The organism is Silvibacterium dinghuense, assembly GCF_004123295.1.
In the GTDB taxonomy this organism is placed as follows: domain Bacteria; phylum Acidobacteriota; class Terriglobia; order Terriglobales; family Acidobacteriaceae; genus Silvibacterium; species Silvibacterium dinghuense.
Window position 1 is genome coordinate 281,974 of record NZ_SDMK01000005.1, and the last position, 24,358, is coordinate 306,331.

At 60.8% G+C, this 24,358-nt stretch carries 19 protein-coding genes; 7 read left to right on the forward strand and 12 right to left on the reverse strand.

Annotation, left to right across the window (positions count from 1 at the left end):
* Positions 1 to 64 precede the first annotated feature (64 nt).
* A complete protein-coding gene (locus ESZ00_RS18965; protein WP_129209969.1) occupies positions 65 to 1,990 on the forward strand; it encodes a TPR end-of-group domain-containing protein in 1,926 nt (641 codons plus the stop codon).
* Between the two features lie 227 nt (positions 1,991 to 2,217).
* Here the strand turns inward: ESZ00_RS18965 and ESZ00_RS18970 are convergent, their stop codons facing one another.
* Positions 2,218 to 5,649, reverse strand: coding sequence for an SMP-30/gluconolactonase/LRE family protein (locus tag ESZ00_RS18970; protein ID WP_129209970.1), 3,432 nt, complete (start codon positions 5,647 to 5,649; stop codon positions 2,218 to 2,220).
* 282 nt (positions 5,650 to 5,931) lie between these two features.
* On the opposite strand from ESZ00_RS18970, the gene ESZ00_RS20425 reads away from it, so the two are divergent.
* From ESZ00_RS20425 to ESZ00_RS18980, 3 genes are all read left to right on the forward strand, one after another.
* On the forward strand, positions 5,932 to 6,066 hold the full coding sequence (locus tag ESZ00_RS20425; protein WP_268235286.1) for a hypothetical protein: 135 nt from the start codon (positions 5,932 to 5,934) through the stop codon (positions 6,064 to 6,066).
* A 320-nt stretch (positions 6,067 to 6,386) separates the two neighbouring features.
* The gene (locus tag ESZ00_RS18975; protein ID WP_129209971.1) at positions 6,387 to 6,653 is read left to right on the forward strand and encodes an acyl carrier protein; all 267 of its coding nucleotides are present in this window, start codon (positions 6,387 to 6,389) and stop codon (positions 6,651 to 6,653) included.
* A 1-nt stretch (position 6,654) separates the two neighbouring features.
* Entirely contained in the window at positions 6,655 to 7,863 is a 1,209-nt protein-coding gene (locus tag ESZ00_RS18980; protein WP_129209972.1) for a beta-ketoacyl-[acyl-carrier-protein] synthase family protein, read from the forward strand.
* Here ESZ00_RS18980 and ESZ00_RS18985 read toward each other — a convergent pair.
* The 5 genes from ESZ00_RS18985 to ESZ00_RS19005 all read right to left on the reverse strand — a co-directional run bounded on the left by ESZ00_RS18985 (position 7,860) and on the right by ESZ00_RS19005 (position 14,875).
* On the reverse strand, positions 7,860 to 8,852 hold the full coding sequence (locus ESZ00_RS18985; protein ID WP_129209973.1) for an NAD-dependent epimerase/dehydratase family protein: 993 nt from the start codon (positions 8,850 to 8,852) through the stop codon (positions 7,860 to 7,862). The two genes, ESZ00_RS18980 and ESZ00_RS18985, sit on opposite strands and share 4 nt — an antisense overlap.
* 3 nt (positions 8,853 to 8,855) lie before the next feature.
* The gene (locus ESZ00_RS18990) at positions 8,856 to 10,082 is read right to left on the reverse strand and encodes an aminotransferase class I/II-fold pyridoxal phosphate-dependent enzyme (RefSeq protein WP_229741120.1); all 1,227 of its coding nucleotides are present in this window, start codon (positions 10,080 to 10,082) and stop codon (positions 8,856 to 8,858) included.
* Positions 10,083 to 10,277: 195 nt separating this feature from the next.
* Positions 10,278 to 13,814 carry a choice-of-anchor D domain-containing protein gene (locus tag ESZ00_RS18995; protein WP_129209975.1) on the reverse strand — a complete coding sequence of 1,179 codons (3,537 nt, stop codon included), beginning with the start codon at positions 13,812 to 13,814 and terminating at the stop codon, positions 10,278 to 10,280.
* 24 nt (positions 13,815 to 13,838) lie between these two features.
* Complete coding sequence (locus ESZ00_RS19000; RefSeq protein ID WP_129209976.1) at positions 13,839 to 14,648, reverse strand: hypothetical protein; 810 nt, start codon at positions 14,646 to 14,648, stop codon at positions 13,839 to 13,841.
* On the reverse strand, positions 14,645 to 14,875 hold the full coding sequence (locus tag ESZ00_RS19005) for a hypothetical protein (protein ID WP_129209977.1): 231 nt from the start codon (positions 14,873 to 14,875) through the stop codon (positions 14,645 to 14,647). Before ESZ00_RS19005 ends, ESZ00_RS19000 begins: the two co-directional genes overlap by 4 nt.
* A 123-nt stretch (positions 14,876 to 14,998) precedes the next feature.
* Between ESZ00_RS19005 and ESZ00_RS19010 the strand changes: the two genes are divergently transcribed.
* The gene (locus ESZ00_RS19010; protein ID WP_129209978.1) at positions 14,999 to 17,356 is read left to right on the forward strand and encodes a winged helix-turn-helix domain-containing protein; all 2,358 of its coding nucleotides are present in this window, start codon (positions 14,999 to 15,001) and stop codon (positions 17,354 to 17,356) included.
* Positions 17,357 to 17,379: 23 nt separating this feature from the next.
* Here ESZ00_RS19010 and ESZ00_RS19015 read toward each other — a convergent pair whose 3' ends face one another.
* A complete protein-coding gene (locus ESZ00_RS19015) occupies positions 17,380 to 17,967 on the reverse strand; it encodes a TetR/AcrR family transcriptional regulator (protein ID WP_129209979.1) in 588 nt (195 codons plus the stop codon).
* Between the two features lie 104 nt (positions 17,968 to 18,071).
* On the opposite strand from ESZ00_RS19015, the gene ESZ00_RS19020 reads away from it, so the two are divergent.
* Both ESZ00_RS19020 and ESZ00_RS19025 read left to right on the forward strand, forming a co-directional pair.
* Positions 18,072 to 19,691: a DHA2 family efflux MFS transporter permease subunit gene (locus ESZ00_RS19020; protein ID WP_129209980.1), complete on the forward strand. Its 1,620-nt coding sequence runs from the start codon at positions 18,072 to 18,074 to the stop codon at positions 19,689 to 19,691.
* 189 nt (positions 19,692 to 19,880) lie between these two features.
* The gene (locus ESZ00_RS19025) at positions 19,881 to 20,651 is read left to right on the forward strand and encodes a ferredoxin--NADP reductase (RefSeq protein WP_129209981.1); all 771 of its coding nucleotides are present in this window, start codon (positions 19,881 to 19,883) and stop codon (positions 20,649 to 20,651) included.
* Between the two features lie 266 nt (positions 20,652 to 20,917).
* On the opposite strand, the gene ESZ00_RS19030 is transcribed toward ESZ00_RS19025, so the two are convergent.
* The 5 genes from ESZ00_RS19030 to ESZ00_RS19050 form a co-directional block, all read right to left on the reverse strand.
* On the reverse strand, positions 20,918 to 21,739 hold the full coding sequence (locus ESZ00_RS19030; protein WP_129209982.1) for a LytR/AlgR family response regulator transcription factor: 822 nt from the start codon (positions 21,737 to 21,739) through the stop codon (positions 20,918 to 20,920).
* Positions 21,740 to 21,939: 200 nt separating this feature from the next.
* Positions 21,940 to 22,494: a double zinc ribbon domain-containing protein gene (locus ESZ00_RS19035; protein WP_229741121.1), complete on the reverse strand. Its 555-nt coding sequence runs from the start codon at positions 22,492 to 22,494 to the stop codon at positions 21,940 to 21,942.
* Between the two features lie 31 nt (positions 22,495 to 22,525).
* The gene (locus ESZ00_RS19040; RefSeq protein ID WP_229741122.1) at positions 22,526 to 23,080 is read right to left on the reverse strand and encodes a zinc ribbon domain-containing protein; all 555 of its coding nucleotides are present in this window, start codon (positions 23,078 to 23,080) and stop codon (positions 22,526 to 22,528) included.
* A gap of 35 nt (positions 23,081 to 23,115) precedes the next feature.
* Entirely contained in the window at positions 23,116 to 23,505 is a 390-nt protein-coding gene (locus tag ESZ00_RS19045; protein WP_129209983.1) for a hypothetical protein, read from the reverse strand.
* Positions 23,502 to 24,215, reverse strand: coding sequence for an RNA polymerase sigma factor (locus ESZ00_RS19050; RefSeq protein ID WP_373283904.1), 714 nt, complete (start codon positions 24,213 to 24,215; stop codon positions 23,502 to 23,504). The genes ESZ00_RS19045 and ESZ00_RS19050 overlap by 4 nt, the downstream gene beginning before the upstream one ends.
* Between the last annotated feature and the right edge of the window lie 143 nt (positions 24,216 to 24,358).

Here is a 24,358-nt window from a genome sequence, read left to right on the forward strand (position 1 = left end):
TTCCTTCGCCAGGGGACGTTTGCTCTGTGATAGAGTCGCTCCACAAGCACTGTTCTGAGGAGAAATGCCTACCATCGGTCCATTCTCGATTCCGGAAGAGCTCAGTCCGGAGCAAACGAGGCTGATCCGGGCTCATCTGCACGAAGTCATTTCAAGCCCGGCCTTTGCAGGCAGTAAGCGTGCACAGGATTTCCTGCAGTTGATCGTCGAGCACGCCGTCGCTGGCCGCCTGGATCATTTACGGGAGCGCATGATTGGAGCCGAGATGTTCGGCCGGCCGATCGACTATGACACGGCCAACGATGCCGTCGTCCGGGTAAAAGCGACGGAAGTCCGCAAGAAGCTGTTGCAGTTTTATCAGGAAGCGCCGAAGCCCGCTCCCGTGCGCATTGAGCTGCCGACCGGCTCCTACGTGCCGCGATTCTGCTTTGAAGCACCGGAAGCCGTGGCGGCGCCAGATCCGGTGGCAGCCTCGGCAGACGCAAAGGAGAGCGAGCAGGATACGGATGCGAAGGTCCAGCCGGGCATTGCGCGCAGGCTTCTCCTTGCACTGGCGGCCTTGGCGGTGGCTGCCGCGGCCGGCTATTTCGGATACAGACTCTGGCGAGTTCAGCCCCCCTCCAAGCCGAGCATTCGCGCGATTGCCGTGCTGCCCTTGGAAAACCTCTCCGGGGACCCGAGCCAGGAGTACTTCGCCGACGGAGTGACGGAGGAATTGATCTCCGACCTGGGGCAGGTTTCTGCCTTGCGCGTCATTTCCAGGACTTCGACGATGACGTATCAGCACACCCAAAAAACGTTGCCGGAGATTGCGCGCGAATTAGGCGCCGACGTGATCGTGGAAGGTTCGGTACTGCGCGAAGGCCGTAAAGTCCGCGTCACGGCCCAATTGATAGACGCTCATACGGACGAACATCTATGGGCGCAGAATTACGTCCGTGACCTCACCAGCGTCCTCGCTCTTCAGGGAGAGGTAGCGCAGACCATTGCGGATGAGATCAGCATTCATGTCACGCCGCAGGAGCAGGCGCGCTTAGGACATCTGCGCAATGTGAATAATGAAGAGGCGCAGGACCTCTACCTCCTGGGTCGGTATTCGCTGAATTCAGGCGACCCCAGGCAAGCCATCCGCTACATGCAGCAGGCGATTGACAAAGATCCCAACTATGCTCCAGCGTACGCCGGGCTGGCGAACGGCTATGGCTGGCTTGGCGTAGCCGGCTGGATGCCATACCTGGATGCGTTTTCCCGGCAAAAGGCCGCGGCCATGAAAGCCATCGAGTTGGATGACCTGCTGCCCGAAGGGCATGTCGAGTTGGCGGATGCCGCTCTCAACCTGAACTGGGACTGGGGAACCTGCGAGCGAGAGTTAAAGCACGCATTGCAGCTGAACCCCAGCTCGATCTCGGCCCATTCGACATATGGGTTTTATCTCTTGAGGGTAGGAAGAATCCAGGAAGGTCTGGAGCAGCTGAAGCAGCTGCTGGTGCTTGATCCGGTATCGAGCCGGTCCTTTATGAATGCGGCCTTTGCGTACTACTACGCGAGGCAATATGACGAGGCCTTTGCTCAGATCCAAAGAGCCAACTCCTTTGCGCCAAACCCCGCTGAAACCATATTTCCTCTCGGTGTCATTTATGCCGAGCAGGGACAGTATCAACAGGCCATCGATGAATTAAAGAAACTCGGAGATACGCCGCACGCCCTCGGCCATGCAGGAAATGCCTATGCCCGCATGGGACAACCTGCTCAGGCACGGAAGATGATCGAAAATCTCGAAGCGCATGTGCAGAAAGAGGGAGTGGGAAGATACGAGATCGCGCTGGTCTACGCTGCCCTTGGAGAAAAGGATCAGGCCTTTGCCTGGCTGGAAAAATCGTTGGATGCTCATGACAAAGGGCTGACGTTCCTCAAGGTGGATCCGTGCCTTGACCCGCTGCGCAACGACCCTCGATTTCAGGATCTGGTCCGGCGTGTCGGGTTCCCTTGAGTTGAGTGCGTTCTTATCCGCCTGAAGAGGCAGACGCCATGAAAACAAAATCCACCCGGAATCCCGTCCATAACGAATGAGATTCCAGGTGGCTTCGTGTTGCATGGGCTCGGCTAGAGCATTTCCCCTGAAGAGGTGGAGTACGGCGAGATCGTCCGTCCCGTTTTCTCCCAAGGAAAATGGCATGGCACGCCCGCTGAAGACGCCATAGGATCAGGGGAAATGCTTTAAGGCGTTGTGATGGACACGTTATCGAAGGTCGCCGTGCATAACTCGGAGCTGTTCCGGCTGCTGACGACCAGTCCGATATAGGCTGTGTCCGCCATCGATATGGTCACTGTGCCCTGCTGGGTCCAGGTCACTCCATCCGCTGAAAAGTACCCGGTAAAGGTGCTCCCGCTGCGTACGACGCGAACCCAATAAGGCGCTACGAGGCCGCTGGTTCTGCTGCCGCTCGCACTGCCGCTGGTGGCCGTGCGATAGACCCAGGTGACGCCGTTCGAAGGGGTGACGTTGATATTCGCCATCGTCGAACCGGCATCGAGTGTCTCGCGAATCATGACACCTGCCTGCGCTCCGCTGTTGGTGTTCGTCATGCTGACCACCCGGGCCGTGATGGTATAGTCCGTGCCCGCGGCCTGGTATGCATAGTTGAATTGATCGGCCGTGCCGCTGATGCTGGTCCCGGAACCGTTCACCGTGAACGTGCCATTGGTATCGCTCGCGCTGCCGGCGACACCCACGCTTCCAATGTCCTGATCCGTCCAACCCGACGGCAGACCGCCTCCTGTGGTACTGACGACCAGTGTGACTGTGGCCGAGTGTGACAGGCTGCCGCTGGCGCCGGTGATCGTCAGGGTGTAGGTTCCCGTCGGAGTCGTGCTCGCAGTGGAGACTGTCAGCGTCGCATTCCCCGAACCGGCGACGGACGTGGAGCTAAAGCTTGCCGTCGCATCGGTAGGTAATCCGCTCACACTCAGATCCACCGTGTCGGCGAAACCATTGAGAGCGCCAATCGTTGTGGTGTAAGTAGCGCTGTTCCCCGGCGCCACGTCCAGCGAACTCGGTGTCGCGGAGATGCTGAAGTCCGGTGCCACCACGACCAATGTCACTGTGGCCGAGTGCGTGAGGCTGCCGCTGGTGCCCGTGATCGTCAGGGTGTAGGTTCCTGTCGGAGTCGTGCTCGCGGTGGAGACAGTGAGCGTCGAACTCCCCGAGCCAGCGACGGATGTGGAACTAAAAGTCGCCGTTGCTCCGGTCGGCAATCCGCTGACGCTCAGGTTTACCGCGTCAGAGAAGCCACTGATAGCGCCGATCGTTGTGGTGTAAGCAGCATTGCTGCCCGGTGTCGCTGTCTGCGAGCTCGGACTCGCCGAGAGACTGAAGTCAGGTGGACCTGGCACGATCAAGGTCGCCGTAGTGGTGCGCGATAGAGTGCCGTCGGTGCCCGTAATCGTCAGGGTATAGGTCCCTGCCGGAGTTGTCGTAGCTGTTGAGACCGTGAGTGTCGAGCTCCCCGAGGTGGTAACCGACACTGGACTGAAAGCAGCGGTAGCCCCAGTCGGCAATCCGCTCACACTCAGATTCACCGTGTCGGTGAAGCCGTTCAAAGGACTGATCGTAGTTGTATAGGTCGTGTCGCTCCCTTGTGTCACCGTCTGCGAGCTCGGCGTAGCTGCAATCGTGAAATCCGGCGTCGGAGGACCGACGGTCATCCTGTGAATGATGATCGAGTTGTTGTTGTAATTATCCTTGCTGATCAGATAATCGCCATTGCTCGCCTGATACGCCCGAATGCCATACATCGAATCCACATCGTTGCCCACCGCGACATTGGGATCCGCGCTGGTCATCGTCAGATCATTGGCGCCGGTGGTGAGATTGTAGGCATCGATATCCGGCACCGTATGGACATACGAGATAAACAGATAGTTGCCCGCTGCCGCTCGGCCCTTGGGATTCTGAGAAGTCTTCAGAGTGATGACAGGGTTGGGATTGGTGGTGTTACCTGCCATCCAGCCGTGGTACACCTCGACGCGGCCGCCCAGCGCGGTCCAGTCCGTAGAGGTCGCATTCATCAGGATCATGGTGTCTGTGGAGGGGATGTACTCGATGCCGCCCAGAGGCGCAATGGTCGACGGCGTCGGCGTGGTCGTCGGCGTTCCGTAGATCGGCACACCGTTGGCGTCGAAGCCGGTCAACGGGTAATGAGTGATCTCGTTGGTCTTATCCAACCCGACCCAGATATCTCCGTTCGTGTCGAGGGTAAATCCGTTCCGGACCCGGGCCGTCGTGTTGAAGTAGTTGGTATAACCCGCAGGACTGGTCTGGCCCGGTAAAGTGCCGAACGGAATCGACGCGTATTGGTTGGTTGGGAAATAGGAGAACAGGAAGATATCAGGATTCTGGCCGGTGGAGGCGAGAATGCGATGGCCATTCACGCTGGTCATGATGCCGAAGTCGAATCCCCGGCTGTTGTTGGTCACATCCACGCGCGGGTCCGTCGGATAGTCGAGCGAATCGACGCTGTTGCCCACGTATCCTGCGCCTGCCGAACCGGTGTACACATCCTGACCGCTGTATAAGTAGGCGCCGTCCGTTCCGGGATCGAAGGCAGCATTGCCTTCGAAGTTCAGCCCTTGCAGGGTGTACTGCAACACGCCGGAACTGTTGTAAGCGTGAAGATCGGTCTTCCCGTTTCGCCCTAAATCCCAGGTTCCTCCCCAGGGATTATTGAGTACGTACAGCATTCCGGAGCTATCCTTCCCGATACCCACCACGCGCGTGAAGCGCTGGCTCCCGGTTTGCCCCTTGTTACCCGTAGTGGTGTCGAGATATCCGCCTTGCACGCCGAAGGTACCGACCAGGGACGGACTGCTCGACAGATTTCCGTAGATTTGAATGTTCATGTTCGGCCCCTGGTCGCCGACCATCAACTGGTTATTAGCGCTGTCATAGTACAGCGAGGAAGGCCGCGCGCTGGAGCCCATGTTGATCGAGTTCAACACGCTCCCCGAAGGAGCAAATTCCTGGATCGTACCTTCGCTCAACTGCGCGACCCAGATATTCCCCGATCCGTCGATCGCGATCGCGCCGGGATCCGTGAGGCTCCAGTCCGATTGCCATACCCCCGCGGTCGTGTAGCACCGCACCAGGTTGTCGGGATGATCGCTGACATAAACGAGCGTGCCGGTATCGGCGATTCCCGTGATCACATCCGCGAGCCGCTCCGTCGTATCGGAACTCGCAGACCATGTCAGATCCCGCGTTCCAGTGCTCCGGTTGTATCGGCCGATATAGCCGCTGCCGCCGAGGCTGGTGTTGAATTGCAGCGCGGCGAAAACATCGGTGCTATCGCCGCCGATTGCCCCACCCTGGGTTTCTCCATGAGCACCCATGGAGCCTGTTTTTTGCCCGTTTTGATAGATGTTGATGCTGCCTTCGCTTTCATCCCACATCGACGAGGTATAAACAACGCCTTCTGGCGCCACCCACATGGATCGCATCGCGTTGCCCACATAAGTGGGAGTCGTCGAATAGGTATTGCTTACCCAGGTCGTCGTGTAACTCACCTGTGCATGGCCGATCGTCGCACTTATCCATAGAACGAAAAACCAGGAAATCGCGAAGAAGGCTCGCCAGCCTCGTTTTGAAAACATAGGGGTCTCCTTAGCCTTCTGCTCGCAATGCTCAGGAGGCTTCAGCAGTGTGGTTTTGTAAATTCCACGAGCCTTTTAGTGCGCAGTCCAAAGGCGTGTCAATTTGAATGCGTTATCGAAACGCTCTCACGCCGGGCGTTTCATTTTTACGCCGGCCCGCTTGGCGAATCCCGCTTGCATAACTGGACTAACTCACAGGAAGAACGCGAGTATCCTTCCAGTACGCGGCTTCCGAGACATGCGCCACATGGATGCGTACGGAGCGGCAGTTTGTTTCGTCCCATGAAACTCCTGGTTATCGACAAGACTCTTCCTGTCAGTCCCTATTCGAACTACCTCTCCGGCAGCAGTATCGGAACCAGCCCGCACCACAAACTGGCAGCAGGCAACGGTGCGATAAAAGACCGGCATCTCTAACGAGAGACTCCCGCGATGAGCCCTGTCTCGGGGTGCGACCCGGCAATCCTTCATCCATGAAGTAATCCGAGGCGAATTTCTTCCCATCACGGTTTCGTCAGAGCATCTATTCGGAGCGCCGCACGACTGGCATCCTCTGCAAGCGCAGGTTGCGCCGAACAGACTGGGAGGCGAGGTGAAAATCCGATTTTCTGCGGCGATGCTGTATCCTACTCTCCTTCAGCTTCAATTCAGGCGGGCAGGATAGAATAGGCTGGTACATTTGTTCCCATGGATGTACCTGTCCGCCCAGCGAACTCACCTAAGGACTATTCCAGAAATTGCAGAGTCAAACGATCCAAGATCGAGTTCTGAAAGTCATCGCGACCTCGAAGCGCATTCCAATAGAAACTGTCGGGCCTGACAGCAGCTTCGAGGCCCTCAATATTGATTCGCTCGATCGTCTCAACATCCTTTTTGACCTTGAGAGCGAGTTTGAAATCGAGATCAACGACGAGCAGGCCAAACAGGTCAAGAACGTCCAAGAGATGATCGAAGGCGTCACCCTTCTGGTCAAGGCGAAGGACTCTTCGCCAGCCGCTGAATAACGTGCATCGCGTCGTCATTACCGGAACCGGCGTGGTCAGCGCCCTCGGCAGGAACACGGCCGAATTCTGCCAGTCCCTGTTCTCAGGCACATCCGCCATCCGCGAGCTCCTCAGCGTGGATACCGCGCAGCTCCGCTTCAAGCACGGTGCAGAAATCCGGGACTATACGCCCGAAAAGCACTTCGAGACGAAAGACATCGCATTCATGGACCGCTTCGCGCAGTTTGCGGTCCTTGCTGCCCGCGAGGCGATCTCGCATGCCGGCATCGCATGGAGCCAGGAGCTGCGGGAGACGACAGCTGTCATTACCGGCTCCTGCCTGGGCGGAAAATTTGCAGAGGAAAGCGGCTACTGGGAGCTTTTCCATAATGGCAGGAATCGCGTTCAGCCGTTAACGATCCCGCTCAGCATGAGCAACGCCGGCGCCAGCCATATCGGCATGCAGTTCGGCATCGAAGGCCCCACCTACACCGTTTCCACGGCATGCGCCTCTTCCACCCACGCGATCGGCCAGGCCTTCTGGATGGTCCGCTCCGGTGCTGCTCCCATGGCCATTGCCGGAGGCAGCGAGGCGCCGTTCTTCCTTGGCGGCCTCAAGGCGTGGGAGGCCATGCGCGTCATCAGCAAGGACACCTGCCGTCCCTTTTCAGCCGAACGCAGCGGGATGGTGCTTGGGGAAGGCGCGGCCATGCTCGTGCTCGAAACGCTGGACGCCGCACTCGCTCGCGGAGCTCGCCCAATCGCCGAAATCGTCGGCTTCGGCATGTCCGCGGATGCCAGCCATATCACTCAGCCCCTCGCGACCGGACCCAGCCGCGCCATGCGCCTTGCTCTGCGCGACGGCGGCCTCGCTCCTGAGCAGATTGGCTATATCAATGCTCACGGAACCGCCACCGAGGCGAATGACCGTATCGAAACCGCGGCCATTCGCAGCACATTCGGTTCCCACGCCGACAAGCTGGCGGTCAGCTCGACAAAATCCATGCACGGTCATGCTCTCGGTGCTGCCGGCGCGCTCGAAGCCGTTGCGAGTGCCCTCAGCCTCAAGCACGGCATGCTCCCCCCCACGGCCAACTTCCTCACACCCGACCCTGCCTGCAATCTGGACGTAGTACCTAATGAAGTCCGCGTAGCCTCCGTGGAAGCCTGCCTCTCGAATTCTTTCGCCTTTGGCGGCCTGAATGCCGTGCTGGCCTTCAAAGCGCTCTAGCTCAAGCCCTTCCACCACGCCACCGAACGGGTGATTCCCTCTTCCAGGGACACCCGCGAGGCAAAGCCGAACTCCTCTCGCGCTTTGTCGCTCGGGTACTCCTGATCCCGTCCCAGGAGAAAAACAGCGTGCCGGGTCAGCAGCGGACGCCCCGGTAGCGCCTTCACCCAGTGATAGGGTGCTTCCATTGCGGCAGCCAGCACCATGGCAGTGGCATAGGGCAGGTTGATCCAGGGATGCTTGCAGCCCAGCCCCTCGGCCAGGGCGGTGACGTAGTCTCTCCAGGTCGCCCCGGTTCCATCCGTCAGGTTATAGGCCTTCGCTTCGGTATGCGGGCTCCTCGCTGCGGCAAGCATCGCGTCCACTGCGTTATCGACGTACAGGAATCCACCCGTCGCCCGTCCTCCGCCGATATAAGCCATCTGCCCTTTTCGCAATAAATCCGCGATATCGCTCACAAAGGCTTTCCCGCGAGGACCATAGATGGTTGCCGGACGGATGACCGTTACCGGCAACCCGCTTTCCTGCGCGCGCCAGACGGCCTCTTCCGCCAGAATCTTCGTCCGGTTGTACGGAAGGCCCACATCCTGCAGCGCGCCTGCCTCGGAGCACGGCACCTGCGGATACCCATAGACATCCGTCGTGCTCACATGGACAAACCGTTCGAGCCGGCGCGCTTCGCGCGCCGCGGCCAGCAGCGTCTCCGTGCCCCGGACGTTGCTTTCGAGATAAACCTGCGCGGCAGCCCAGTCCGTCGAGGCCGCCGCGCAGTGAAAGATATGGGTAGCCTCGCGAACGGCCTGCATCACCGGACCGTTGTCCGTCAGCCCTCCCCGCACCACCTGCACCTGGTTTCCCAGGAACGCGGAAAGATGGCGCAGATCGGAATTCGTCCGGGCCAGGACGATCACCTGTTCCCCTTGACGCGCCAGGACCTCCGCCAACCGTCCACCGAGAAAACCGCTCGCCCCGGTTACGAGCGTTGGCATGGGCTATACACTCCGCATCTTCTCGAAAATATCCAGAGCAAACTCGAGATGCTCCGAGGTGTGGGCTGCCGTCACACAGAGCCGCAGGCGTGCCGCTCCCTGCGCCACTGCAGGGAACAGGACCGGCGAAGTCAGAACGCCGAAATCGCGCAGCTTCCGGGCAAAGAGCGCGGTCTGCACATCGTCATGCAACATGATCGGAATGACCGCCGTCTCCGAAAGCCCGGTGTTGTATCCAAGGCTCTTGAGCCCCTCACGCAGAAACTGCGCATTGGCCTGCAGCCGTGCGACCCGCTCCGGCTCCTGCTTCAGGATTTTCAGCGTCTCCAGGACAGCCGCAGCCGCCGGTGCGGCCAATGCTCCGGAAAAAATAAACGGAGCCGCTGCGTGCTGCAGGAAGATCGAGAGCCGGCGCGAAACGGCAACAAATCCGCCATTCGACGGAATCGCCTTCGCCAGCGATCCGGTCCAGATATCGACGTCGTCCGTATGGACGCCGAAATGCTCGTCCGTCCCTCGCCCGTGCTTACCCAAGACACCGCTTGCATGCGACTCATCCATCAGCAGGAAGCAGTCGAACTCCTTCTTGATGGCAATCAGCTCCGGAAGCGGACAGATATCGCCATCCATCGAAAACACGCCGTCGGAGATGATCAGGGTGCGATTCGCCTCCGGACCATTCTCGAGCTCATGCCGGAGCGAAGCCATGTTGTTGTGCTCAAATCTCTGGACCTGAACACCCGCCAGCCGGCAGGCGTCCATGAGGCTGCGGTGCGAAAGCGCGTCGGCGATCACACGATCGGCAGGCCCCAGCAATGCGCTGATGACTGCCAGATTCGCGGCATAGCCTGAAGTGAACGTGATCGCCGTCTCGGTTCCCTTGAACTCCGCAAGGGCCTGCTCCAATTCCCGGTGAAGCTCCAGCGTTCCGGTCAGAAGGCGCACTCCGCCTGTTCCCGTGCCGTACTTCCGGATCGCAGCGATGGCTGCCTCATCGACGCGCGGGTCTCCGATCAGTCCGAGGTAGTCATACGAGGACAGCATCAGCATGCGATGGCCGTTCATCTCTACGATCGGACCGGACCGCGTGCTCAACGGAGCCTGGAATGGATACGCGTCCATCGAACAGGCCAGCGCCGTGTTCTCGAACAGCCTCCTTGCCCGCGCGTCGATGAGATCGCGCTTCTTGTAGCTCTCTTCACGCTCAGACGTAAAGTAGTTCTCAAACATCTGACCTGAGGAGGAGGGGAATGTTTTCTTGGCAGAGGAGGCAGATTCTTCCGGATGCAGGCGAGTACTCATGCATACCCACTATATAGCGGGCGCTAGAGCGCGGAAAGCGAGGCTTGATTGCGTGATCCGAACGCGCCGCCAGATCGCGAACATGTGAAGTTGTGCGGCAGGAACAAGATCGATCGCAGGCCATTACTCCACGGTTAGCTGGAAGCTTGCGCTCTGCACATCCTGTCCGGATGTCGCCGTAACGGTCACCGGATAGGTGTGGGATGTCGTGGTCTGCGAGGCGCCGCATCCATTCAGCACCAGCGCAATCGCCAGGAAGGCCAGCATGGTAAAGCCGGCAAGACGACAGCGCATGCGGCGCGGAAGCAGAAACGGCAGCAGGAGGCCCAATGCGATCCGTGCCGTCATTCCGAAGGAAAACGTATTGGCAGCGCCGAGATTTGCTGTCTGAATCTCCAGTGTGGAGGAAGCTGGATTCGCTCCCGGCGTGATGCTGGATGGAGTAAACGTAGCAACAGCTCCGGAAGGCAGACCGCTCACCGAAAGCTGAATGGCGTTGCTGAATGACCCGCCCACAGGAGAAGCCGTAAGCGTGAGCACGGCCTGGCTGCCTGCCGCCACCTGCATACTTTGCTTCGAAAGCGACACGGAGAACGTCGTGACCGTCTCCGTAAACGCTGTGGACGCGCCGCTGTTGAAGTCCGCATCGCCGGAGTAACTCGCCGTAACGCTGTCCGAGCCGCTGGCCAGCTGGCTGGTTTGCAGGCTCGCCGCGCCATTCGCCAGCGCGGCATTCCCCAGGCTGGTTGTGCCCTGGTAGAACGTGACCGTGCCGGTCGGCGTTCCAGTGGTCGTGGACGCGACCACCGCATTCAGCGTGACCGGCGAGCCGTCACCGGAGATCGATGACGATGCATGCGCCTGCACCTGTACATTCGCCTTGGTCACGGTCAGCGTGCCGTTCGTTGCGCTGAGGGTGTAGTTCTGGATGCCTGTCCCGGTGATTCCCAGTACCAGGATGGGATAGCTTCCCGGTGCGGAGGTAGCTGTAGCCGTTGTTGCGAAGGCCTCCGCGATCTGGTCGCCGTTGACGACGCCGGTAATGGTGCCGGTGAACTGCGGATTCGGCGCGCCATAGGCCCGCGAAGCATTGTTTGCCGTGAGCGTCAGCGGCGCGGCCTTGACCAGAAGCGTCACCGCATCGGTCGCGCTGCGATAGAGGCTTGTGTTCTGGGGAGCGAAAGCGGTCTTCAAGGTTTGACTGCCGGCTCCCAGCACAGTTCCGGCAGGCGGGCTATAGACAAAGGTTCCGGCAACCGGAGCAGCGGCATCGAGCTGCGTGCCACCTAGCGCCGTGCCATAGACAATCGGCAATGGAGTGCTCCAGGCAAGCACCGGCGTCTGCAGCGGAACCAGGCCTGAGATGGCATCGGTGACGTGCACGATCTCATGCACCGCAAGCTGGACGCCCGGCATCATATTGTCCGCATCGGTGACGTGAATCGTCTCGGCAATGTTGAGAACCACGGGCACCATGCCGGTGCCCGACATGCCCGCGGTCAGAGGAGAGCTGGTCATGTTGCCGGCGACGTTGAGGGTCGCGCTGTAGGCGGACGCAGCCTGGGGCGTGAAGCGGACCTCGATGGTGCAATGGCTGCCTGCGGCCAGTGTCGCGCCGCAGGTGCCGGCGCTTCCCAGTGAGAACTCTGCCGGATTGGTCCCCGTGATGGTGATGCCGCTGAGATTGAGCTGGATGGTGCCGGTATTCGTGAGCGTTTCATCCAGCGAGGCCGTGCCGCCCACCTCCGTTGCAGGAAACGCCAGGTCAGGAATGGAAAGCGCCGCGGATGTCGTTCCTGCGCCCACGCCGATACCGCTCAGCTGCGCAACCAGCGGGGATGCCGGATCGTTGCTGGCGAAACTTATCGTGCCGGTCAGGGCGCCGGCAACCTGCGGAGTAAATGCCATGGCAACCGTGCAGGAACTGCCGGCCGCCAACGGCTCCGTGAAGTCGCACGTGCCGCCGCCGATGACGGCAAAGTCTCCGGTCACGCTGTACGGTGTGGTGCTGAAGTCGAGCGCCGCTGCGCCGCTGTTCTGAATCGTCAGATACATCGGGCTGCTCGTCGAGCCCGTGTTTACGTTGCCGAAATTGAGCGCTCCCTGTGCGCCGATCGCCATCACCTGGTTGATGTTCTGCGCGGTAACGATCATCCTGCCGTCGGACAGAAATGTCGCGCCTGCGTTGTAGCCGCCTGCGCCGAACCTTGTCGTGTAGCTCGTCGATGGAAACTGCGCAATGGTGCCGCTGCTGTCGATCTTGTAGATGAGCCCCTGAAAATCGATCGGGTATGCGTTGCCGGAGCCATCGACGGCAATCGCGATCGGCGCGATCACCGCACCGGATGCGGGCAGATCCTGCGCGGCCAGTTGCGCGGAGGTGCCGAGGGCGATGTCGCCGATGCCCGCAACCGTGCTGATGACCTGGGTGGCGGCATTCACCATGCGCAGCCGGTCGCTGCCGGTGTCGGCGATGTAGAGGTTGCCCTTCGCATCGACGGCCAGGCCCTCCGGATACCCCAGCGTCGCGCTGGTCGCCGGGCCGCCATCGCCGGAGTAGCCAAGAAACGGAAGCGGTTCCTTATTCGCATACGCAAGCGGAAAGTTCTGCCCCGCATACGCGGTGATCGTGCCGCTGCTGTCCACCTTGCGCACGTAGCCGAGATCCACATCTGCGATGTAGAGATTGTTCTTCGAGTCGAGCGCAATCGCGCCGACCTGATCGAAGAGCGCGCTGGTCGCGGCTCCGCCGTCGCCGGTGTAGCCCAGCTGATAGCTGACCGGCCCGGCATAGGTGGTAATGATGCCCGTCGCGGCATCCACTCTGCGAATCGCCGTCGGGTAATCGGAGATATAGAGGTTATCCGCGGAATCGATGGCCAGCGAGACCGGCTCCTGCAATACGGCCGAGGTGGCCGCGCCACCCTCACCGCTATACTGCGAGGCCGGATAGCCCTGCTGCGGCGTGCCCGCGTAGATCGAGATGTTGCCCGAGGTGTCGATCCTGCGCACCACGAAGTTCTGGGCATCGGCGACGTAGATATTTCCCTTGCTGTCCGCCACGACACTCGAAGGACGATCGAGCTCGGCGCTGGTGGCCGGGCCGTTGTTGCCGGAGTAGCCCTGCGCGCCTGTCCCGGCAATCACCGAGACCGCTGGCAGGAAAGAAAGATGAGAGCCAGTGGCCGCAGGCAGCGCCAGCACCGTGCCCGAAAGATTGATCGCCCCCGAAACGATGTTGCCTGAAGAATCCTCGTAGCTATAGGTAGCCGTAGCGGTGTAGGTGCCGGGCGAAGCAGGCGCGGAAAAATAAATGGGAGCCTGGCAGTCCAGACCATCGGCAAAGGGTCCGCTCCCGCCGGGGCACTGGTACGCACGCGAGGTATCGACCTGGAAATATGAGGCGCCGGAACCGGTGATGAGCAGCCCCTGCGGATACCCTGCCACCGAGGAGGGGACGCTGACGACGATCACGTTGTCTTCGGTAATCATGCCGGGATAGGCCGTGAACACGGCCGTTCCGTTCGACTGGACATAGGCCGACATGCTGACCTGGGCCGCCGCGGGAGCGGCTGCGCCGAGCACCCATCCCCCCGCACAGATTGCCATCGCCGCCGCGAGCCTGCGAGGCCCTGCCGCATTGTTTCGTAGATTCCGCATGGCTGCAGTCCTCGACTGTTGCGACTAGGAGAAGCTCAGGGTGACGGTGATGCTGAGCACCTGCCCGGCAGCGACGGCCTGCGTAACCGTGGTCCCGGTAAAGGGCAGGGCCAGTACCCCGGTCAGCGACGGCAGGCTGCCCTGGTTCTGGCACTGCGACGGGCTCACCGTGGCCGTCGTCGAAGCCGCGCCGATCGAGGCGAAGCAGGAAACGAAGACCGTCTGCACCCCGTAAACGGTCACCGGCTGCGTGCCGCTGTTGGTGTAATTGCCCGAAAGCACAAGCTGCGTCGGATATTTCGAGCCGCTCGGGGTGGGCGTCGTAAGGGTGAGCCCGGCATCGCAGACCGGCGAGTTCGGGCAGATGACGGTGCCGAAGTAGCCGCTCATCGAGGTCACGATCAGCCCGTCCCAGTAGGAGTTCGCCGCCCCGCTATAGTTCCAGCCGCACCAGGGGCTCGAGGGCGAGGAGGCCGGAAACATGCCCGAGTTCGCCGCGTTGCACAGCACCACCGCCCACTCGCCGATAACCGCCTGGCCGGAGAGCGTGTAGCTCAGCAGCGAGTCCCCCGAGCCCGGGGTGAGCAGCGCGTTCTCGAACTCCTTCGTGCTGGCAATCGATCCATCCGGGTTTTTGACGACAAACTTCCAATGCCCATGGACCTTGATTCCCTCCTCGCCCGGCTTTTGCGGAGCGGCGGGCGCCGTCTTCTCCACCGACGGCCCCTGCGCCACGAGAGGCCCCGGAAGCAGCAGAAACAGCAGGGACAGAAGCAGCGCAATGGGAGTACGTTTCGTCGCAGATGGTTTCAAGTACGGCGGGTTGTGCTTCATGGCTGGACCTCATCTTTCTTTCGGAGTGCGTGGACGGTCTTTGAAAGACTGCGAAACAGGGGATGGGCGGTGATGTCCGCGGGAGGGCTGTCTTCCTGGAAGTGCTGCACGGACACCACGGAGAGCACCTCCCGCTCGACGGTCTGCTCGATGCGGGTCGTGCGGATTTCCGTCCTCTTTTCCCGGCGGCGGTTACCATCTGCCCACTTTTTCCAAAAGGCTTCCATCGGTACACTCTCCGTGCCTGACAATGGGACACCCTGTCCGGCTGCGAGCCACTGGAATCCAAACGCGGCCGAAATGTCTTGAAAAGTCGTCTGAATTGTTTTGAAAACGTTTGAAGGCCTGCTATGCGACCTGTTTTCAATGGCTTGTGCCGCTTTGACGATTTCGAGCTGGACTGCGCCGGCAGGAAGGTACTGCGCAACGGGGAGCGCATCGCGCTCTCTCCCAAGGCATTCGACGTGCTGGTATATCTCGCGTCCAACCCCGGCCGCCTGATCCCGAAAGACGAGCTGATGAAGGCCGTATGGCCGGAGTCTTACGTGGAAGAGAGCAACCTGGCGCAGCAGATCAGCCAGTTGCGCAAGGCCTTCAAGGACAAATCGGACCTGATCGCCACCGTGCCGGGACGGGGCTACCAGTTCACAGCGCAGGTGGTGCCGCTCACCCATCCCCAGGCGGAGCTACCACCGGCTGAGCCGAACCCCGACGTTCTCTTGCTCCAGCATGTCCGTGAACGCACGCACACGGTGCTCGAGCAACGCTCCGAGACCAGGCACGCCTCCCGCAGCCTCCCGTCCTGGGTGGCCTCGTCCTGGATGATCGGGTGCGCCGCTGTGCTCCTGGCACTTTCGGTCATCGGGTATTTCGGCTGGCGGCATTTTGCTCCCCGGCCGCAGCTGCGCAAGGTGGTGATCGCGGACTTCCTGAACCTCACCGGCGATTCCTCCATGGATGCGGCGCTCAAAAGCGCTGTGAGCATCGGCCTGGGGCAGACCCCTTATATCCAGCTCATGAGCGACAGCCTGATTCGCCAGACGCTGGCCAGGATGGAGAAGCCGCCGGATACGCCGCTGCTCGGCGACACGGCGCTCGAAATCTGCCGGCGCGGCGACTACCAGGTGCTGCTTCGCGGACACATTGAACTGACCGATTACCGTTACCAGCTGAGCCTGGAGCCGGTGAACTGCGCGACCGGGAGAAGTCTTGGCGTCTTTCGCGGACAGGCCAATGAAAAAGACACCATCCTCGACACCCTCGACAGCGAGATGCGACGCGTGCGCGCGGTCATCGGCGAGCCGAACGCATCGCTCGCGCAATTCAGCGCGCCGCTGATCGATGCGACGACGTTCTCCTTTGAAGCACTGCAGGACTACAACACCGGCACACGGCTGGGCAACGCCGGCAACTCACAGGCCGCGAAGGCCATGTTCGAAAAGGCCGTGGCCATCGATCCCAAGTTCGCCGAAGGCTGGGATCAGCTCGGTGTGGCATGGTGGGATCTGGGCGACAGCAACAAGGCCGCAGCGATGTTTCAAAAAGCCTACGACCTGAGCTCGAACGTCACCCAGGATGAGAAGTTCAGTATCCGTTATCACTACGACGCCGCCACGCTGGGCGACCTGGTCGCCGGCGCGAAGAACCTGGAGGCATACACGAAGGTCTATCCCGCCGACGACTGGGGATGGGGAGCGCTGGCCGATGCCTACGTCCAGCTCGGCGACTTTCCCCACGCGCTCACAACCGCCGAGCAGGTGCTCAGGCATGGCACCTACCATCTGGAAATGATCGACGAGGTGTGGATCGGCGCGCTCTTCCGCTCCAACCGCTTTGCCGATGCCAAGCGCGCCATCGCGCAGGCGCAGGCCCAGGGCAGGGATGGCCCGCACCTGCACCACATGCTCTATGAAATGGCGCTCATCGAGCAGGATCGCGAAACGCAGCGCAAAGAAGCGGCATGGTCGAAAAATCAGCCCGAGTACAGCAAGATGCTTCGCATCGAGGCCATTGCCAGTGCAGATGCAGGTAAGCTGCAGGAGTTCGAGTCCTCGTTCGAGAAGGATCTCCCTCTGGCGGCGAAGGACATCAGCCCATCGTTTGCCGACAGCATGCTCCTCGATGAAGCGCTGATCGAGATGGAGTTCGGCCGCATGGAGAAAGCTGCTTCCGTTCTCGAGAAAGTGCAGAACAAGTCCGACCTGGATTCCATCCTGATGGACGCCCGCGCCGGAAACTTCACGCCCGCCAAAGCCCTCCTGCGCCAGAAAGAATCCAGGCCCACCGACACCTTTCGCCACTATCTGCAGCTGCCGGAACTGCGCGCGCTCGCAGCCCTGCATAACCACGACCCACTCAGCGCGATTGCCGCATTGGAAGTCTCGCGGCCCTACGAGCTGGCACGCGGCGACATCCTCGAAGTCCGCGCCCAGGCATATCTGACTGCCGGTCAAGCCGATCAGGCTATCGCCGAATACCAGAAGATGCTGGCTCATCCCGCACTGGAAGATCCCATGCTGCCCAGAACCATCCTGGCGCACCTGGGATTGGCCCGCGCCTACGCTCTGCAGCGAGAAACCGCCGCCAGCCGCGCCGAATACGAAAAACTGTTTGAACTTTGGAAGGATGCGGACCCGGGTCTCCCCATTCTCGATCAGGCGCGTCGCGAATACAGGCAGCTCGACTCATCCTCCGGCGTTCACCCCTGAGCGGATGGCTGCCAGAGGAGAAATTACTTTCTGGTGTACACGTCCAGGAGCACGTCCATCGAGTTGCGCGCATGCTGGAGAGCCGTGCCGGTGCCGTCGAGCCTGCTCATCAGCAGCGCGCCCTCGAGCGCGGCAATCAGCGTATCGGCCAGCTCTGCCGGGCGGCAACTCTCCTGAATCTCTCCGTCCCGGATTCCCTTCCGTATGATGGCGGCGATCCGGCTCCGCCAGTCGGTAAAGGCCTGGTGCACCAGGTCGCGCAGGATCGCGTTGCCATCGTCGGAGTCGACGGCCGTATTCATCAGCGGGCATCCACCCTGGATCGAAGAAGGCTCGGAGACAAAGCGGTCCATCAGGTAGCGCAGCTTCTCCAGCGCGCCCGGAATCTTCTGCAGGTCGTCGGTACGCAGCTTCCTGACCGCGCGCTGTGAAAACAGGAAGGCCTCGGCAGCCAGCGCCTCTTTGGACTCGAAATAGCGATAGATTCCACCTTTTTCAAGTCCCGTCGCCTCCATGATGTCGGCCATGGAACAGCCCGCATAACCGCGCTGATTGAACAGCGGAGCGGCCAGCTCGATGATCCGCTGCCGCGTGATCTCTCCCTTTTTCATGCCTCCCCCCTTTGCGCCCGAAAAAAAGACGAATCGGTCTCTTTCTCTCTTTCATCAGATGCAGAACAGGACCGATCGGTCTTTTTCTACCACAACGAGGACGCATGAGCGCTGCGGCAGTCGCGGTTCCATCACAGCCCCATACCTCCCGGCGCGCCATCAACCCATGGGTGATCGCGCTGACAGTCACGCTCGCTACGTTCATGGAGCTGCTCGACACTTCGATCGCCAACGTATCACTGCCCTACATCGCCGGTGGACTCGGCCGCTCCTTCGATGAAGTCACCTGGATTCTGACCAGCTACCTGGTCGCGAATGCCGTTGTGCTGCCCATGTCCGCATGGCTCAGCCGGGTCTTCGGGCGCAAGAACTATTACATGGCCTGCGTAGCGCTCTTCACGATTACTTCGTTCCTGTGCGGCATCGCACCCAGCCTGCCGTTCATGCTGCTGGCGCGCGTGCTGCAGGGCGTAGGAGGAGGCGGCCTCGCGCCCGTGGAGCAGGCCATCCTGGTGGACACCTTTCCGCCTGCGAAACGGGCTTCGGCCTTTGCCCTCTACACCGTTGCGATCGTTACGGCTCCCGCCATCGGGCCGGTGCTCGGCGGATGGATCACCGATAACTACAACTGGCGCTGGGTCTTCCTGATCAATATCCCGATCGGCATCCTGTCCTTATTCCTCACCAACAGATTCGTCCACGATCCGGAGAGCTATGCCGCCGAGCGCTCTACCGTGCGCGGAAACGACGGACGTCTGCGGGTCGACGGCATCGGCATCGCGCTCATCGGCCTGGGATCGGCCGCGCTGGAAGTGCTGCTGGACCGCGGCCAGATCGACGACTGGTTCGGCTCGACGTTCATCTCATGGATGATGGCCGCTGCTGTTCTCTGCCTCTCCTCGGCAGTGATATGGGAACTGCGCCATCCGGACCCGGTCATCGACTTTCGCCTGCTGAAGACGCGGAATTTCTCCATCGCATGCGCTTTTTACTTCCTCTTCGGCGTGGGCCTCTTCGCTTCGACGACGCTCATCCCGCAGATTCTGCAGTCGCTCTATGGATATCGCGCTATCGATGCGGGGCTGGTGCTCGGTCCGGGAGCCTTTGTCATCACGGTGTTGGCGCCGGTGGGCGCGCAACTGGTGCAGCGACGCATCGTGCACCCGCGCATCATGCTAGTGGGCGCGGTCACAGTAGTAGGCATCTCCTTCCTGCATTACAGCCGCTTCACCCTGCAGACCGACTACGCGCATTACGCCTGGGCCCGCGCGCTCCAGGGACTGGGATACGCCTTCTTCTTCGTGCCGCTGACCATGCTTGCCTACTCGGAGCTGCGGCCGGACCAGAACAACCGCGCTTCCAGCCTGACGAACTTCTTCCGCAACTGGGGCGGCTCATTCGGCATTGCCTTCGCAACCACTCTGGCCGAGCGCCGCGAGGACTTCCACCAGAGCAGCGTAGGCAATCACCTGGCCGCTTCCGCGCCTGCGCTGCAGAATACGGTGCAGCAGATGGCAGGTTACCTGCAGGCGCATGGTTTCTCTCCCGCCGATGCGCTGCAGGCGGCCTACGCGCGCGTCTACAGCCAGTTCACGGCGCAGAGCCAGATGCTGGCCTTCATGGACTGCTTCTTCCTGATCGGCGTGATGACACTGGCCGCCGTGCCGCTGCTCCTGCTCACACGGCACTTTCGCGTAGGGGGTGGCGGGGGTGGAGGACACTGATCCAGAGATTGATCTGCGGAGGAAACGGGCAGGCATGAAATGAACAAAGTTGCGCAATCTGGTGGATGGAATGGGATTGCAAAGATCAGATTCGCCTGCAATTACGGATTTGTTGCGCTTCGAGGGATGCAAAGCGACCCTTGAGGCAATAGACTGTTACCACTCCCGTCAAAGGCAGGTAAAACAGTTTTGGCTCGTCAACTCTCCGTCGCACGCCTTGAAAACAAGAAGCTTCTTTCCGAGCGTGCACAGTGCTACCACCTCGAATTTTCTGTTCCCGCAGCTGAATCTTTTCCTTTCATCTCTGGCCAGTTTGTCTCGGTAGTCGCAGAGGATGGCAACGGCAAACAACAGACCCGCGCCTATTCGATCGCCTCCGGTCCCTCGGCCAATCGCTTCGATCTGTGCGTAAACCGCGTCGAAGGCGGCTTCTTCTCCAATCGCCTCTGCGATCTGGAACCCGGCCAGGAAGTGAATTTCCACGGTCCGCACGGCCTCTTTACGCTGCGTAAGCCGTTGACCGACAGCATTTTCATCGCCACCGGCACCGGCATTGCGCCCATGCGCGGCTTTGCCGAGCATCTTTTCCCCGAGTCGGGCGAGGATCGCAGCGAAGGCCGCCACATCTGGCTGGTCTACGGCACGCGCCATGAAAGCGAGCTCTACTTCCAGAAGTATTTCGAGAAGCTTGCCGCCGAGCGCCCCAACTTCCACTACCTCGCCACGCTCAGCCGTCCGCACGAGGGCTGGGAAGGACTGCGCGGCTACGTGCAGGATCACGTTGCCGATGTCGTCACACGCCGCGCCGCCGGCACGCCAGAGATTACCGTGGCCGAGGGTGCGCCCTACGACATCCACGCTTACATCTGCGGCCTGAACGAGATGGTCTCCGGCAACCGCGACCGCCTCACCGGTCTGGGCTGGGATAAGAAGCAGGTCATCTTCGAGCGCTACGACTAGGCAGCTTCTAGCTTCTAGCTTCTAGCTTCTAGCTTCTAGCTTCTAGCTTCTAGCTTCTAGCTTCTAGCTTCTAGCTTCTAGCTTCTAGCTTCTAGCTTCTAGCTAAAGATTGAAAACGGAAGGCCACGCTCGATGCGTGGCCTTTTTGTTATTTTTTGTGCTTGTTTTCCAGGACTTGCTGCCTCTTTCCCCGGACCTAAAAACGCGCAGAGAGAAGGGTGCACTCAGCGGCACGGTCGAGCTAAAAGCTAAGAGCTAGAAGCTGCTTACAGCTTGAACAGCTCGCGCAGGCGGCGTGTCTGTGCGCGGCTCACCGGAATCTCCGTCTGCTTGCGGTCATCCATGCGCAGCTGGTAGCTCGACTTGAACCACGGCACCACTTCCTTGATGTGGTTGATGTTCACCACGAAGGAGCGATGGGCCCGCCAGAAGAGATTCGGGTCCAGCAGTTCCAGCAATTCCTCGAGCGTACGGCACTTCGACTGCCCTTCGAGCGTCGGCGTCACCACCGAGATCACGCCCTCATCGATCGAGGCAAAGCAGATATCTTTCTGGTCCACCAGCAGCAGGCGGCTCTGTGCCTGCAGCACAATCTTGCCGCTGTGCGGACGGGGGCTGGCCTGCTGCTGCTCGATCAGGCGCAGCAGCGTGTCGATGTTCAGATCGCCTGCGGGCTTCGCCGGCTCCGCCTCGCTGCCGTTCATTTCCTGCAGGCGCAGCCGCACGCGGTCGAGCGCCTGCAGCACGCGATTGCGGTCGAAGGGCTTCAGCAGGTAGTCGATGGCATTGACGTCGAAGGCACGCACCGCATACTGGTCGAAAGCCGTCGCGAAGACAATCTGGGGAATCAGGTCGCGATGCTCGATGAGCTGCTTGAGGACGGCAAAGCCATCGAGCCCCGGCATCTGCACGTCGAGAAAAACAACGTCGGGCTGGTATTCGCGGATGAGCTCAACCGCCTCGACACCGTTCGAACCCTGCGCCAGCACCTCGACACTGCCGGCCGTATCGAGCAGATACTTCAGCTCTTCGCGGGCAAGCTGCTCGTCGTCGATAATCAGCGCCGTGATGGGTGCGGTTGATGCCAAGTTTTTAGTATAAAGCGGTTGCCGGTCCCCAGTCCCCAGTTGCCAGTTGCTGGTTGGCGGGTGGCCCACACAAGCCCGGTGTTGGCTTGTGTGGGGAGGCACGAACCCCGGGGTTGAAATCCGTGGCGCATCCAGTCCCCCACCCGGCAACTGGGGACTGGCAACTGAAAACTGACAACTAACAACTGGAAGGCCAGTCCCTAGCCGGGGAAGGCCTGCAGACGGGCCGGGCGATGATCGGAAGCCAGATCGTGTCCGCAGTGCGTGCAGAAAAGATCGGTGATGCTCGTCGTGCGATAGCAGTTTCCGCAGCTTGCCGATACCTGGTAAGCGCATTGCGGACAGAAGTGATAATTCCCCGTGATCCGCGTGCCGCATGAGGGGCAGGAGGTGAGGATCGGCTGGCGCAGCAGGAAGTAGAGCACCGCGCCGATGCCGCCCGGCATCACCACGCAGACCATCCACAGGCGCGCGCTCATGCCGCGCCGCGGAGCGTCATTGCTGATGTAGCCCATCATCAGCATGGAGACGGCGGCCAGCGCTCCCCAGCTGAGCACAAGATAAAAGTGCAGGGCCACCGGCAGCGCGCTGGGATGGTGGTTGTGCATGGGAAGCACAACCAGGAAGTAGTATTCCGTGAGCGCGAAGGCGATCAGCGCGCCGAGCATCGACCAGCGCGGAATCAGATGCAGCTCCTGGCTGATATCGCTGCCCGTCTTCGCCTCATGCAAGGGCGAGTTTCCGCTTTGCCGCATTCCATCCATTGGAAAGAGAGTCCCCTTCGCTTCAGCCCGGGAAGGCCTGCAACCGGGCCGGGCGATGATCGGAAGCCAGATCGTGTCCGCAGTGGGTGCAGAAAAGATCGGTGATGCTCGTCGTGCGATAACAATTCCCGCAGCATGGAGCTATCTGGTAGGCGCAATGCGGACAGAAGTGATCGTTTCCTGTGATCCGCGTGCCGCATGAGGGGCAGGAGGTGAGAATCGGCTGGCGCAGCAGGAAGTAGAGCACCGCGCCGATACCGCCCGGCATCACCACGCAGACCATCCACAGGCGCGCGCTCATGCCGCGCCGCGGAGCGTCATTGCTGATGTAGCCCATCATCAGCACGTAGAGCGCGGCCAGCGCTCCCCAGCTGATCAGCAGGTAGAAGCGCAGGGCCACCGGCAACGGGCTGGGATGGTGGCGGTGCGCGGGCAGCACCACCCAGAAGTAGTATTCGGTCAGAGCAAATGCTGCAAGCGCTCCCACCATGGACCATCGTGGGATCAGTCGAAGCTCTTCGCTGATGTCGCTGCCGATCTTCGCCTCACGCGGCGAAGCAAAACCGTTTTGCCTCAAATCGTTCATGCAACAGGCAAGCCCTTAACAGGAGATCAGTACTTTTCACCGCCACGCGGCTCACCGCCCAGGGACTCGCGTTTGCGCCAGGTAACGATCAGCGCGGCAAAGATGGCCGTCAGAAAGGTAACGACCATGGACACCGCGAGCGTCGGCGGATCCTGGAAATGCTCTCCCTCAAAAAGATCGTCCGCCATCAGCCAGATCGCCGGAGTCAGGAAGATGAGCAGGCCGCCGATAGCCAGCAGCACCATGCCCAGCTGCTTCTGCGCCTGGACCCGGGCCATGCGGCGCTCGTTGGCCGCCACCATCACCGCGCGGCGCGTCCGCTGCACCGCCAGCATGCTGGCATCCGCGTCCAGCCCGGCCAGTGCGCGGATCAGCTGCGGATCGAAGGAAGAAGATGCTGTCGGACGTTCGCTCATCGCACCTCCCTCGCCACCGGCATGGTTTCCATCTTTGCTTCTGCCCGGCTCTCCACCCGCGGCCGCAGCGTCGCCAGGCCGCGATAGAGCCGCGACTTGACCGTCGAAAGCGGAGCCCGCGTCACCTGCGCGATCTCCTCGAGCGAGAGCTCCTCATGGAAGCGCAGGATCAGGACTTCGCGCTGCAGCGGCTCGAGCGTAAGCAGGGCCTCGGCCATGCGGCCGGCATTTTCGCTGCTCTGGTAATGATCGAAAGGATTGGGCTCGTTGCTGGCCACCTCGTAGGGGCGCTCGTCCTCGTCGTTCTCGCTCATCTCTTCGAGGCTGGCCATGGTCCGGCGGCGCCGGAAGTCGATCACCAGGTTGCGCGCAATCGTGAACAGCCAGGTATCGAAGCGGGCCGAGCCGTTGTACTGCGAACCGCGCGTCAGCACCCGCATCCAGGTCTCCTGGAAAAGGTCTTCGGCAATCTCACGATTGCTGGTGAGGTACATCAGATAGCGGAGCAGGCGGTGCTGATACTGCAGGATCAGACGATCCAGCAGTTCGGCGTCGCCACCACGCAATCCCTGGGCGATGGCCAGGTTCTCGGCGCGCGCCTGCTGGGTCAGTGATAGGGCTGCAGTGCTCATCTCAGCTTCAGAGACGGACGAAGCCGGAGCGAAGACGCTCTTTTCGACAAGAATCTCGAGTTTGCGGACGAAACTCATACGCACCCCTTTGTGCGGCCAAAAGGAGGAATGGAAGCGAATCCTCATCGGGGGTGAAGTTTCGTTCGCTAACTTCCCAAGTATGAACGTGATGCCGCAGGCAAAGCAAACGATGCGGGAAATTCCCCCTGAACACAGAGCGG